General features: G+C 48.8%; 11 protein-coding genes. 8 read left to right on the top strand and 3 right to left on the bottom strand.

All coding sequences use genetic code 11. The features are described from left to right. Window positions 1-46 precede the first annotated feature (46 nt). Window positions 47-505 (bottom strand): YchJ family protein, encoded by a 459-nt coding sequence (locus EOS98_RS10470; protein WP_001540172.1) that lies wholly within the window; start codon window positions 503-505, stop codon window positions 47-49. A gap of 110 nt (window positions 506-615) precedes the next feature. On the opposite strand from EOS98_RS10470, the gene rssA reads away from it, so the two are divergent. The 3 genes from rssA (at window position 616) to galU (ending at window position 3,736) form a co-directional block, all read left to right on the top strand. Then, the gene (gene rssA / locus EOS98_RS10475) at window positions 616-1,521 is read left to right on the top strand and encodes a patatin-like phospholipase RssA (protein WP_001230575.1); all 906 of its coding nucleotides are present in this window, start codon (window positions 616-618) and stop codon (window positions 1,519-1,521) included. A gap of 90 nt (window positions 1,522-1,611) precedes the next feature. Next, on the top strand, window positions 1,612-2,625 hold the full coding sequence (gene rssB / locus EOS98_RS10480; RefSeq protein WP_000193432.1) for a two-component system response regulator RssB: 1,014 nt from the start codon (window positions 1,612-1,614) through the stop codon (window positions 2,623-2,625). 202 nt (window positions 2,626-2,827) lie between these two features. Continuing rightward, the gene (gene galU / locus EOS98_RS10485) at window positions 2,828-3,736 is read left to right on the top strand and encodes a UTP--glucose-1-phosphate uridylyltransferase GalU (protein ID WP_000729450.1); all 909 of its coding nucleotides are present in this window, start codon (window positions 2,828-2,830) and stop codon (window positions 3,734-3,736) included. A gap of 131 nt (window positions 3,737-3,867) precedes the next feature. Here the strand turns inward: galU and hns are convergent, their stop codons facing one another. Further along, window positions 3,868-4,281 carry a histone-like nucleoid-structuring protein H-NS gene (gene hns, locus EOS98_RS10490; protein WP_001287383.1) on the bottom strand — a complete coding sequence of 138 codons (414 nt, stop codon included), beginning with the start codon at window positions 4,279-4,281 and terminating at the stop codon, window positions 3,868-3,870. A gap of 662 nt (window positions 4,282-4,943) precedes the next feature. Here hns and tdk point away from each other — a divergent pair. Next, window positions 4,944-5,561 (top strand): thymidine kinase, encoded by a 618-nt coding sequence (gene tdk / locus EOS98_RS10495; protein WP_000068097.1) that lies wholly within the window; start codon window positions 4,944-4,946, stop codon window positions 5,559-5,561. 196 nt (window positions 5,562-5,757) lie between these two features. Here the strand turns inward: tdk and adhE are convergent, their stop codons facing one another. Then, window positions 5,758-8,436, bottom strand: a complete 2,679-nt coding sequence (gene adhE / locus EOS98_RS10500) for a bifunctional acetaldehyde-CoA/alcohol dehydrogenase (protein ID WP_000301678.1) — start codon at window positions 8,434-8,436, stop codon at window positions 5,758-5,760. Window positions 8,437-8,912: 476 nt separating this feature from the next. Between adhE and EOS98_RS10505 the strand changes: the two genes are divergently transcribed. The 4 genes from EOS98_RS10505 (at window position 8,913) to oppC (ending at window position 13,933) form a co-directional block, all read left to right on the top strand. Further along, window positions 8,913-9,560, top strand: a complete 648-nt coding sequence (locus EOS98_RS10505) for a YchE family NAAT transporter (RefSeq protein WP_000615840.1) — start codon at window positions 8,913-8,915, stop codon at window positions 9,558-9,560. A gap of 776 nt (window positions 9,561-10,336) precedes the next feature. Next, window positions 10,337-11,968: an oligopeptide ABC transporter substrate-binding protein OppA gene (oppA, locus tag EOS98_RS10515; protein ID WP_001521098.1), complete on the top strand. Its 1,632-nt coding sequence runs from the start codon at window positions 10,337-10,339 to the stop codon at window positions 11,966-11,968. Between the two features lie 121 nt (window positions 11,969-12,089). Beyond that, window positions 12,090-13,010 carry an oligopeptide ABC transporter permease OppB gene (oppB, locus tag EOS98_RS10520; protein WP_000911097.1) on the top strand — a complete coding sequence of 307 codons (921 nt, stop codon included), beginning with the start codon at window positions 12,090-12,092 and terminating at the stop codon, window positions 13,008-13,010. Window positions 13,011-13,024: 14 nt separating this feature from the next. Further along, a complete protein-coding gene (oppC, locus tag EOS98_RS10525) occupies window positions 13,025-13,933 on the top strand; it encodes an oligopeptide ABC transporter permease OppC (RefSeq protein WP_000979653.1) in 909 nt (302 codons plus the stop codon). The last annotated feature ends 9 nt before the right edge of the window (window positions 13,934-13,942 follow it).

Genomic DNA, 13,942 nt, shown 5'->3' on the forward strand with positions numbered 1-13,942 from the left:
GGAAAAATCCTGTTGAGAGTGTTTGCTGTATCGATACTGTCAGGCGTCACTGGCCGCAGCACTTTTTAAATTTTTTGCCTGAACCGCACGGGCAGGGATCATTTCGACCCAACTGCGGGCGGGTACCGTCAATATAATACCACTGACCGTTTTCTTTGATAAAACGAGAACGTTCGATAATCGCCCCGGTTTTCCCTTGTTCGGAAAAACGCGCGATAAAACTAACATACCCTGTATTTTCTGCTTCTGACCAGGTATGTTCAAAAATAGTCAGGCCGAGCCACCTGGTATTGGCAAATCCGGCGATGATATCATCACGAAACGCGGCCGCATTGCAGGTTGGATGCCAGCTCTTAATTAAGTAATCTGCGTCTTTCATCACAAAAGCGCAGTAACGAGAGCGCATGAGATGTGACGGATCGGGTGCTACTCGTTCTCCGGACACAATACGACCACAACATAGGCTATACTCGTCAGCGCTACCACAGGGACAAGGCTGAGACACAATAATCTCCCTGAATATAAAAAACGGCGTTGAACGCCAGGGTGGCATTATGTTAACTGAGCAGTGGCGATGTTGCTACGTCTTGAAGCCAGGGGAAGTCGTTAAGTACGATGAGAAAAATGAAAATAGGGCTGGCGCTGGGATCTGGCGCAGCGAGAGGATGGTCTCATATTGGGGTCATCAAAGCCCTCAAGCAAACAGGCATTGATATTGATATCGTTGCAGGATGCTCAATAGGTTCACTGGTCGGCGCCGCGTATGCCTGTAATAAATTATCGGCGCTTGAACAGTGGGTATGTTCATTCCGCTACTGGGATGTTTTACGCCTGATGGATGTATCCTGGGGCAGAGGAGGGTTGCTTCGCGGCGAACGCGTATTTAATCACTATCGGGATATTATGCCCGTCACGGATTTTGACCACTGTTCAAGACGTTTTGGCGCGGTCGCGACGAATCTTAGCACGGGACGAGAGCTATGGTTTACTGAAGGCGATCTACACCTTGCTGTACGCGCGTCGTGCAGTATGCCAGGGCTGATGTCTCCGGTTGAGCATAACGGTTACTGGCTGGTAGATGGCGCAGTCGTTAATCCGGTACCTGTTTCGTTAACCAGGGCGCTGGGGGCTGATATCGTTATTGCGGTAGACCTGCAACATGATGCCCACCTCATGCAGCAAGATTTGCTCTCTGTAAATGTCGGGAATATCAATGAAGAGAGCGATGATGCGCTGCCCTGGCATAAGCGTTTAAAAGAACGTTTCAGTAGCCTGACTTCACGCCGTGGCGTGAGTTCGCCTGGGGCAATGGAAATCATGACAACCTCCATTCAGGTGTTGGAAAATCGTCTTAAACGTAACCGTATGGCTGGCGATCCGCCTGATATTCTCATTCAACCATTCTGTCCGCAAATCTCTACGCTGGATTTTCATCGCGCCCATGCCGCTATTGCGGCGGGTCAGTTAGCCGTAGAGAAAAAGATGGACGAACTTATACCCTTGGTGCGTACCGACGTTTAATGTACCTTTTACGATCACTTAAGCAAATTCTGACAGGCGCAAGCGGCAATACCATGCCACTATTGATTAAAGCCAGTCAGGGGAGAGAACATGACGCAGCCATTGGTCGGAAAACAGATTCTTATTGTTGAAGACGAGCCTGTATTTCGCTCGCTTCTGGATTCGTGGTTTTCCTCTTTGGGAGCGACAACGGCATTGGCAGGCGACGGGGTGGATGCCCTGGAGTTGATGGGGCGTTTTACCCCTGATCTCATGATATGTGATATCGCGATGCCGAGAATGAACGGTCTCAAACTGGTAGAAAACTTACGTAATCGCGGAGACCAGACGCCTATTCTGGTTATTTCCGCAACAGAAAATATGGCGGATATCGCCAAAGCGTTACGCCTTGGGGTTGAAGATGTCTTGCTGAAGCCGGTAAAAGATCTCAACCGCTTGCGGGAAACCGTATTCGCTTGCTTATACCCTAATATGTTTAACTCGCGGGTTGAAGAAGAAGAACGCCTGTTTCGTGACTGGGATGCAATGGTGAGTAATCCGACCGCCGCAGCGCAATTGTTGCAGGAATTGCAGCCCCCGGTACAGCAGGTGATTTCTCATTGCCGCATTAATTACCGGCAGCTCGTCTCCGCCGATCAGCCTGGACTGGTGCTGGATATTGCGCCGCTATCTGATAACGAACTGGCATTTTATTGCCTGGATGTCACCCGGGCGGGCGATAACGGCGTGTTAGCCGCATTGTTGCTGCGGGCGCTATTTAACGGCTTATTGCAGGATCAGCTCGGCCAACAAAAGCACCGTTTACCGGAGTTAGGCGCGCTATTAAAACAGGTAAATCATCTGCTCAGACAAGCCAATTTACCTGGGCAATTCCCGCTATTTGTCGGCTACTATCACAGTGAGCTCAAAAATTTGATTCTCGTCTCCGCCGGATTGAACGCCACCTTAAATACGGGCGCTCATCAGGTTCAAATTAGCAGCGGCGTGCCGCTAGGAACATTGGGTAACGCCTACCTTAACCAATTAAGCCAGCGTTGCGACTCGTGGCAGTGTCAAATATGGGGCGCAGGAGGGCGTCTGCGATTGATGTTGTCTGCGGAATGACCAAACGGAAGAGTGAGCGGAAATTGCTTTACCGGCCTTTCCCGACGAGTGTTACTATCTGCGGCAGATTTATAAGTATTTGTCTTAATTATACCAATATAAGTCCTTTTTGGACCTGAGGCTTGTTCTGGTACTGATATACTGGAACACGATACAGATTAATGAACACGTTCAATACATGAACAGTCCAGGAGAATTTTAAATGGCTGCCCTTAATTCGAAAGTCAAAAAAGCCGTTATCCCGGTCGCGGGATTGGGAACCAGGATGCTGCCAGCGACCAAAGCTATCCCGAAAGAGATGCTGCCGCTGGTTGATAAGCCATTAATTCAGTACGTCGTGAACGAATGTATCGCTGCTGGCATTACTGAAATCGTGCTTGTTACGCACTCGTCTAAAAACTCTATTGAAAACCACTTTGATACCAGTTTTGAGCTGGAAGCGATGCTGGAAAAACGCGTTAAGCGTCAGCTTCTGGAGGAGGTTCAGTCTATTTGCCCTCCGCATGTCACTATTATGCAGGTACGTCAAGGGCTGGCAAAAGGCCTGGGCCATGCCGTATTGTGCGCGCATCCCGTTGTCGGAAACGAACCTGTCGCTGTTATTCTGCCAGACGTTATTCTTGACGAATATGAGTCCGACCTGTCTCAGGATAACCTGGCTGAAATGATCCGCCGTTTCGATGAAACCGGCAATAGCCAGATTATGGTTGAGCCAGTAGAAGATGTGACTGCATACGGCGTGGTCGATTGTAAAGGCGTTGAGCTGGCGCCGGGCGAAAGTGTGCCGATGGTTGGCGTGGTTGAAAAACCAAAAGCGGATGTCGCGCCGTCTAACCTTGCGATTGTCGGGCGTTATGTGTTGAGCGCGGATATCTGGGCGTTGCTGGCGAAAACCCCTCCGGGCGCCGGGGATGAAATTCAGTTGACCGATGCTATCGATATGCTGATCGAAAAAGAAACGGTTGAAGCCTACCACATGAAGGGTAAAAGCCATGACTGTGGTAATAAGTTAGGATATATGCAGGCATTCGTTGAATATGGCATCCGTCATAATTCGCTGGGTGCTGAATTTAAAGCCTGGCTTGAAGAAGAAATGGGTATTAAGAAGTAACGATACGTTATAAATTTTTTAACAGAAGCGCTGGTAAATCCGGCGCTTTTTTTATGCCTGGGGTCGTCAGCGGAGAACTCAGGCAAAAAAAATCCCGCCAGCGGCGGGATTTTAAGCATCCAGGAAGTAAATTATTCCTTGATCAGGAAATCTTCCAGTTGCTTACCTTGTTCTTCCATTGCTTTTTTGATTACAGCCGGTGTACGACCCTGGCCAGTCCAGGTTTTAGTTTCACCGTTTTCGTCAACATAGCTATATTTAGCCGGACGAGCTGCACGTTTAGCTTTGGTACCGGATTTAGCGGCAGCCATGCTATTCAGCAGTTCATTCGGGTCAATGCCGTCGGCAATTAACATTTCACGATACTGTTGCAGTTTACGAGTGCGTTCTTCCACTTCAGCAGCAGCAGCGCTTTCTTCTTCACGACGCTCATTAACGACAACTTCTAATTTTTCCAGCATTTCTTCAAGCGTTTCCAGAGTACATTCTCTTGCCTGCGCACGAAGAGTACGGATGTTGTTCAGAATTTTAAGTGCTTCGCTCATTGTAGTAATCTCAAACTTATATTGGGGTGGTTTGTTGAGCTAATAATAGAGCGATAAATTCAGTTGTGCAATAGCCAGGAATGTAAGGAATTCAAAATTACGCTTTATTAAGCACACGTTTTAATTATCTCAACTTAAATTTTCCTTGAGGCGCCGCACAAAAAAGAGCTTATTGGCAGGGGGGATACTCACCGTCTGTCGCTAAAAATTTAGGAGTCAGGTCACATTTTATCATGATGAAATACGATCTCATTGCAGAGATATCAATCTCTTGTATTAGCTTTCCTTACAAGAAAACCCTATTACTTTGCACCGGGTATGAGTAACGGTAACAATAAGTACAAGGTTTTCATATTGGCGGGTGATGATAAGCATTGTTGATGAATTTTAACGGCATAATTTGTGAAGGAATGTGTATATACCCTTCATACTTCAAGTTGCTTATGTGTTGGCTACGCTCGCTCACCCCAGCCACATAGTTATCTATGCTCCTGGGGACTCACTCCCTTGCCGCCTTTAAGCAACGCGAATTATTTTGGGTATAGTGAGCGATGTTTGTACAATTCTTAATACTCACCGGAGCGCGAGCCGCGCCGTCGCGTCGGTAAATTATGGTACAATCCCGCCAATCTTTATTTCACTCAGGTGAGGTCCTGCGACCAATGGCACAGCTATATTTCTACTATTCGGCAATGAATGCGGGTAAGTCGACTGCACTGCTGCAATCTTCATACAATTATCAGGAACGCGGGATGCGTACCGTCGTATATACGGCGGAAATCGACGATCGTTTCGGCGCAGGCAAAGTCAGCTCTCGTATCGGTTTGTCGTCGCCGGCAAAATTGTTTAACCAAAATACATCCTTGTTCGAAGAGATTCGTGCCGAGAGCGCGCGGCAGACAATACATTGCGTGTTAGTCGACGAAAGCCAGTTTTTGACTCGCCAGCAGGTTTATCAATTATCCGAGGTTGTCGACAAATTAGATATTCCAGTACTTTGCTATGGGCTACGAACAGACTTTCGTGGGGAGCTCTTTGTCGGCAGCCAATACTTGCTGGCATGGTCAGATAAGCTGGTGGAATTAAAAACTATCTGTTTCTGCGGTCGTAAAGCCAGTATGGTGCTGCGCCTTGATCAGGACGGCAGGCCTTATAACGAAGGCGAACAGGTGGTTATTGGCGGGAATGAACGCTACGTTTCAGTTTGCCGTAAGCATTATAAGGACGCGCTGGAGGAGGGCTCACTGACGGCGATTCAGGAGCGCCATCGGCACATATGATACCTGAGGTAAAGATCGGCTTATAAAACGCCCTGTAGCGCTTTGGAGGTCATTATTCAGGCCTCCTGACGAAGGGCGTGCCGTGAGCGCGTAGGCCAGATGGTAAGCATAGCGCCTTCAGGCATCAGATAAACAGGTAAAACAAAAAAACGGCCTCAATTGAGGCCGTTATTGTCATGCTAAAACAGATAACGAATTAAGCGGATTTTTTCGCTTTTTTCTCTGCTTTCGGTGCGGCAACGACGTCTTTCTTCGCTGCAACTTCACCTTCGGTGAAATCACGACCGTAGTAGGTATCCAGCAGAATCTGTTTCAGTTCGGAGATCAGCGGATAACGCGGGTTAGCGCCGGTGCACTGGTCATCGAAGGCATCTTCAGACAGTTTGTCAACGTGTGCCAGGAAGTCAGCTTCCTGTACTCCTGCTTCACGGATAGACTTAGGAATACCCAGCTCAGCTTTAATGCTTTCCAGCCATGCCAGCAGTTTTTCAATCTTAGCGGCGGTACGGTCGCCCGGCGCGCTCAGGCCCAGGTGGTCAGCAATTTCAGCGTAACGACGGCGTGCCTGCGGACGATCGTACTGGCTGAAAGCGGTCTGCTTGGTCGGGTTGTCATTCGCGTTGTAGCGGATAACGTTACAAATCAGCAGGGCGTTCGCCAGACCGTGCGGAATGTGGAACTGAGAGCCCAGTTTGTGCGCCATGGAGTGACATACACCGAGGAAGGCGTTGGCAAACGCGATACCGGCGATAGTCGCTGCACTGTGAACACGTTCACGCGCAACCGGGTTTTTAGACCCTTCGTGGTAAGACGCCGGCAGGTTTTCTTTCAGCAGTTTCAGAGCCTGCAGAGCCTGACCGTCAGAGAACTCAGAAGCCAGTACGGAAACGTAAGCTTCCAGGGCGTGAGTTACCGCATCCAGACCACCGAACGCACACAGGGACTTCGGCATATCCATCACCAGGTTGGCATCGACAATCGCCATATCCGGGGTCAGGGCATAGTCAGCCAGCGGATATTTCTGACCGGTTGCATCGTCGGTCACAACCGCAAACGGTGTGACTTCAGAACCGGTACCGGAAGTGGTGGTGACGGCGATCATTTTCGCTTTCACGCCCATTTTCGGGAACTTGTAGATACGTTTACGGATGTCCATAAAGCGCAGCGCCAGTTCTTCGAAGTGAGTTTCCGGATGTTCGTACATGACCCACATGATTTTCGCGGCGTCCATCGGGGAACCGCCGCCCAGCGCGATGATCACGTCCGGTTTGAAGGAGTTAGCCAGCTCAGCGCCTTTGCGAACAACGGAAAGCGTCGGGTCTGCTTCAACTTCGAAGAAGACTTCGGTTTCAACGCCAGCCGCTTTCAGCACAGAGGTGATCTGGTCTGCATAGCCGTTGTTGAACAGGAAGCGGTCAGTCACGATGAGCGCACGTTTGTGGCCATCAGTAATCACTTCATCCAGCGCGATGGGCAAAGAGCCACGGCGGAAGTAGATAGATTTCGGAAGTTTGTGCCACAACATGTTTTCAGCTCGCTTAGCAACGGTTTTCTTGTTGATCAGGTGTTTCGGACCAACGTTTTCAGAGATGGAGTTACCACCCCAGGAACCACAACCCAACGTCAGGGAAGGTGCGAGTTTGAAGTTGTACAGGTCACCGATACCACCCTGAGAGGCCGGGGTGTTGATCAGGATACGCGCGGTTTTCATCATCTGACCGAAGTAAGCAACGCGTTCTGGCTGGTTATCCTGGTCAGTGTACAGGCAGGAGGTGTGACCGATACCACCCATAGCGACCAGTTTTTCTGCTTTTTCTACCGCTTCTTCGAAATCTTTCGCACGGTACATCGCCAGAGTCGGAGACAGTTTTTCGTGTGCGAACGGTTCGCTTTCGTCAACGACCGTAACTTCACCGATCAGAATCTTGGTGGTTTCTGGTACGGAGAAGCCTGCCAGTTCAGCAATTTTGTAGGCTGGCTGACCGACGATAGCAGCGTTCAGAGCGCCATTTTTCAGGATAACGTTTTGAACCGCTTTCAGCTCCTGGCCCTGCAGCATGTAGCCGCCGTGGCTGGCGAAACGTTCGCGAACGGCATCATAGACGGAATCAACAACGACAACAGACTGTTCAGAAGCACAGATTACGCCGTTATCAAAGGTTTTAGACATCAGAACAGACGCCACAGCGCGTTTGATATCCGCAGTTTCATCAATGACAACCGGAGTGTTGCCTGCGCCTACGCCGATAGCCGGTTTACCGGAGCTGTATGCAGCTTTAACCATGCCTGGACCGCCAGTGGCGAGGATCAGGTTAATATCCGGGTGGTGCATCAACGCGTTAGACAGTTCTACGGAAGGTTGATCGATCCAGCCAATCAGATCTTTCGGCGCGCCGGCAGCGATAGCCGCTTGCAGAACGATGTCTGCCGCTTTGTTGGTTGCTTCTTTAGCGCGCGGATGCGGAGAAAAGATGATGGCGTTACGGGTCTTCAGGCTAATCAGCGATTTGAAGATCGCGGTAGAGGTTGGGTTAGTGGTTGGAACGATACCGCAAATAATGCCGATAGGTTCAGCAATGGTGATGGTCCCGAAGGTGTCGTCTTCAGACAGCACGCCGCAGGTTTTTTCATCTTTATAAGCATTGTAAATATATTCAGAAGCGAAGTGGTTTTTAATCACTTTGTCTTCCACGATACCCATACCGGATTCGGCGACGGCCATTTTGGCCAGCGGAATACGGGCATCAGCGGCTGCCAGAGCGGCGGCGCGGAAGATTTTGTCGACCTGTTCTTGAGTGAAACTGGCATATTCACGCTGGGCTTTTTTTACACGCTCTACGAGTGCGTTAAGTTCAGCGACATTAGTAACAGCCATAATGCTCTCCTGATAATGTTAAACTTTTTTAGTAAATCATCTGCGCGATACGTGAGTATAGACAGATCGACGATACTTTGTATAAATGCCTGAAATTCAGGTGGTTACTTAACGTCCGTTTCGCTCTGATTTACTAAAAGAGCTTCTGCGTTAGTATCATTTAACTCTAACGCGTTACGTCCAGGTGGCGTAAGCAAGATTACTCACTTCTGAGTAGCGATTGTGTGATCTAAATCAAGATTACGCAAAGCTGACACCTTTCAGCAGGCCATTTTAGCCTTTTATGTAAATTGTTAATAAATCGTTGTCATGAAGAGTGAGTGGATTAGCATAACGAGTACATATAAATAACAGCGATGAATGGATGAAATTAGGTGTAGATAAGAGGTGAACTATGCGAATAAAAGGCGTATCTTCTGCGCGTTTTGATCATTAACGAACATTGACTTCATCCGGCTAACGCTTCGGAGCTAACCGTGATTCAACCGCTTTTTGATTTTCCTGTTTACTTTAAGTTCTTTATCGGGCTCTTTGCGCTGGTTAACCCGGTGGGGATTATCCCCGTTTTCATCAGCATGACCAGCTACCAGACGGCCACGGCGCGTAATAAAACTAACCTCACCGCGAATCTGTCGGTTGCGATTATCTTGTGGAGTTCCTTATTCCTCGGCGATGGCATCCTGCAGCTGTTTGGTATTTCTATTGACTCGTTCAGAATTGCGGGCGGTATCCTGGTTGTCACCATTGCAATGTCGATGATCAGCGGGAAGCTGGGGGAAGATAAACAAAACAAGCAAGAAAAGTCAGAGACGGCCATACGCGAGAGCATTGGCGTTGTGCCGTTAGCGCTACCGTTAATGGCGGGGCCAGGGGCGATTAGCTCCACTATCGTCTGGGGGACGCGTTATCACAGCATCGCGCATTTGCTTGGTTTTTCAGTTGCCATTGCGCTTTTTGCGCTTTGTTGCTGGGGCGTGTTCCGTATGGCGCCGTGGCTGGTTCGTTTGCTGGGGCAAACCGGTATCAACGTTATTACCCGAATCATGGGGTTGTTGTTAATGGCGCTCGGCATCGAATTTATTGTCACAGGAATAAAAGGCATTTTCCCCGGCTTGCTCAACTAAACTCCCACCTGTTGATTTACAGGCGGCGCCCTAAGGGGGCCGCCTTGTGACATTCCCAGTGACATTCCCACGTAACGCTTCTTACTTTGATAAGCATTCAGCGTTTAAATGATAAAAAATACTAATATAATCTAACGCTATTTATTTTTATTAATCAAACTATTATGAACATTACTGAGTCCGTGAGAAGCGGTAGGTCTGTTATTTTATTCACACCATACTCTGGGGCTTGATGAAGGATTATTGAAATGTTATTAGTTGTTTCAGCTCTATCGTAGATGAATGTGCTAAATAATGAGCATTTGTTAAATTTGTGTGTGTTTTCTGGCGCAGGTATATCCTACGCTGTGACAGCGAGGGGATTTTCTTTCAACTTATTGATTATAAAGAATGAATCAAATATTTTTAACATTCTTTAACTGTTTTTCTGGGCAGGAAATTTTCCATAAAAGAGAATTGGTTAACAAAATTGTAAAATGAATTGGCGGTTCAGAAACGCATTTGATACTTTTCGGCCAAACATTTTGCAGAAGATTTCACATTGTTGATAACTATTTTCATTTAGATGGTTGTCAGAAATAACATGCGACGTGGGCAGGTACGTCGTATACCGAATCGACGAAAGGCGATCGAACGAATCGTCAGAATAAATAAAGTCGGTGATAGCAAAAGCAGTGACAGACCTGGCAGTACACCACCAGTGCTGCACAGGAACCCTGACGGGATTAAACAGGCTGGTAAAAACCAGTAATTATAATGAGTGGAGTACAAACACAATGTCTAACATCACGAAAAAAAGTTTGATTGCAGCGGGAATACTCACTGCGCTCATCGCCGCCAGCGCCGCGACTGCGGCAGACGTGCCCGCTGGCGTTCAGTTAGCCGACAAGCAAACGTTGGTACGTAATAATGGATCAGAAGTGCAGTCTCTCGACCCGCATAAAATTGAAGGCGTGCCGGAATCGAACGTCAGCCGTGACCTCTTCGAAGGCTTATTAATTAGTGATGTCGAGGGGCATCCTTCACCGGGCGTCGCGGAAAAATGGGAAAATAAAGATTTTAAAGTCTGGACATTCCATCTACGTGAAAATGCGAAATGGTCAGATGGTACGCCCGTCACCGCCCATGATTTCGTTTATAGCTGGCAACGCCTGGCCGATCCTAATACGGCATCGCCGTACGCCAGTTATCTGCAATACGGTCATATCGCTAATATCGATGACATTATCGCCGGTAAAAAACCCGCCACCGATCTGGGGGTAAAAGCGCTTGATGATCACACCTTTGAAGTGACCTTAAGTGAGCCGGTGCCTTATTTCTACAAATTGTTGGTCCACCCTTCAGTGTCTCCTGTACCGAAATCAGCGGTCGAAAAATTTGGCGATAAATGGACGCAACCGGCCAATATTGTCACTAACGGCGCTTATAAGTTAAAAAACTGGGTGGTGAACGAACGTATCGTGCTGGAGCGTAACCCGCAATACTGGGATAACGCCAAAACCGTCATCAATCAGGTAACTTATTTGCCTATCTCTTCGGAGGTGACGGATGTCAACCGCTACCGCAGCGGCGAGATCGATATGACTTATAACAATATGCCGATCGAATTATTCCAGAAACTGAAGAAAGAGATCCCGAATGAAGTCCGCGTAGACCCTTATTTGTGTACCTATTATTACGAAATTAATAATCAAAAAGCGCCGTTTAACGATGTCCGCGTGCGTACCGCGCTGAAACTGGCGTTAGATCGCGACATTATTGTTAATAAGGTTAAAAATCAGGGCGATTTACCCGCTTATAGCTACACGCCGCCGTATACCGATGGCGCAAAACTGGTAGAGCCTGAGTGGTTCAAATGGTCCCAGCAAAAGCGTAATGAAGAAGCGAAGAAATTGTTGGCTGAAGCCGGCTTTACGGCGGATAAGCCCTTAACATTCGACCTGCTGTATAACACCTCCGATCTGCATAAAAAACTGGCCATTGCCGTGGCGTCTATCTGGAAGAAAAATCTGGGCGTCAATGTGAATCTGGAGAATCAGGAATGGAAAACCTTCCTGGATACCCGTCATCAGGGCACCTTTGATGTTGCCAGAGCCGGGTGGTGCGCAGATTATAATGAACCGACCTCGTTCCTGAATACCATGTTGTCCGACAGTTCAAATAACACCGCGCATTATAAGAGCCCGGCGTTTGATAAGCTGATTGCCGACACGCTGAAAGTGGCGGACGATACACAGCGCAGCGAACTCTACGCTAAAGCGGAGCAGCAGTTAGATAAAGACTCGGCTATTGTGCCGGTGTATTACTACGTTAACGCGCGCCTGGTGAAACCCTGGGTGGGCGGGTATACCGGTAAAGACCCGCTGGATAATATTTATGTGAAAAACTTATATATTATCAAACATTAATGGCAAGACATGGGACAACTGCGGTTGTCCCATGGTGTCTTTTTTCATCGCACTATAACTTTCCCTGGCGGATCTTTTGTCACGTCCGGGAAGTAAAGGCACAGGCCAGAAGGTACGGGCAATGTTGAAATTTATTTTACGCCGCTGTCTGGAAGCGATTCCGACGCTGTTTATTCTTATTACCATCTCTTTCTTTATGATGCGCCTCGCGCCGGGGAGTCCTTTTACCGGCGAGCGCGCATTGCCGCCGGAAGTGCTGGCCAATATTGAAGCAAAATATCATCTGAACGATCCCATCATGACGCAGTACTTCAGCTACCTGAAGCAGCTGGCGCATGGCGATTTTGGACCATCGTTTAAATACAAAGATTACACGGTCAACGATCTGGTTGCCGCCAGCTTCCCCGTTTCGGCGAAACTTGGCGCCGCCGCTTTTTTGCTGGCGGTCATTATTGGTGTCAGCGCTGGCGTAATTGCCGCGCTAAAGCAAAATACGCGATGGGATTATACGGTGATGGGATTTGCCATGACCGGCGTCGTTATCCCCAGTTTTGTGGTGGCGCCGCTGCTGGTGATGGTCTTTGCGATAACCTTGCAATGGCTGCCTGGCGGCGGCTGGAACGGCGGGGCGTTAAAATTTATGATCCTGCCGATGGTCGCGCTTTCACTGGCCTATATTGCTAGCATCGCTCGTATTACGCGCGGCTCAATGATTGAAGTTCTGCATTCGAACTTTATTCGTACCGCGCGGGCAAAAGGATTACCGATGCGCAGAATCATCTTCCGCCATGCGTTAAAACCTGCGCTGCTGCCGGTTTTATCCTATATGGGGCCAGCCTTTGTCGGCATTATTACCGGCTCAATGGTGATTGAAACGATTTATGGCTTACCGGGCATTGGGCAGCTTTTCGTTAATGGCGCGCTCAACCGCGATTACTCGCTGGTGTTAAGTTTGACCATTTTAGTCGGGGCGCTGACCATATTGTTTAACGCCATTGTCGATGTGCTCTATGCCGTTATCGACCCGAAAATTCGCTATTGATACTGGAGCTCGCGATGATGTTAAGTAAGAAAAACAGCGAGACGCTGGAAAATTTCAGTGAAAAGCTAGAGGTGGAAGGTCGCAGCCTTTGGCAAGATGCCCGTCGGCGCTTTATGCATAACCGTGCGGCGGTGGCCAGTCTTATTGTCCTGTTTCTGATAGCCCTGTTCGTGACAGTGGCGCCTATGCTGTCGCAATTTACCTATTTCGATACCGACTGGGGCATGATGTCCAGTGCGCCGGATATGGCGTCCGGTCACTATTTCGGCACTGACTCTTCCGGGCGCGATCTGTTGGTGCGCGTTGCCATCGGCGGGCGTATCTCATTAATGGTCGGGATTGCCGCCGCGCTGGTGGCGGTCATTGTCGGAACGCTGTATGGCTCGCTGTCCGGCTATCTGGGCGGCAAAATTGATTCTGTGATGATGCGGTTGTTGGAGATCCTCAACTCGTTCCCGTTTATGTTCTTTGTGATTTTGCTGGTGACGTTTTTTGGGCAGAACATTCTGTTGATTTTCGTCGCCATCGGCATGGTCTCCTGGCTTGATATGGCGCGTATCGTGCGTGGCCAAACCCTAAGTCTTAAACGTAAAGAGTTCATCGAAGCCGCGCAGGTGGGAGGTGTGTCGACCGCCAGCATTGTGATCCGCCATATTGTGCCTAACGTCCTGGGCGTAGTGGTAGTGTATGCATCGTTGCTGGTGCCCAGCATGATTCTGTTTGAGTCTTTCCTCAGTTTCCTGGGGCTTGGGACGCAGGAACCGTTAAGCAGTTGGGGAGCGTTGTTGAGCGATGGCGCAAATTCAATGGAAGTCTCACCGTGGCTGCTGCTGTTTCCGGCTGGCTTTCTCGTGGTGACGTTATTCTGTTTTAACTTTATTGGCGATGGCCTGCGTGATGCCCTCGACCCGAAAGATCGTTAAGGAGTACAG

Source organism: Salmonella sp. SSDFZ69, from assembly GCF_004010755.1.
Lineage (GTDB): Bacteria > Pseudomonadota > Gammaproteobacteria > Enterobacterales > Enterobacteriaceae > Salmonella > Salmonella enterica.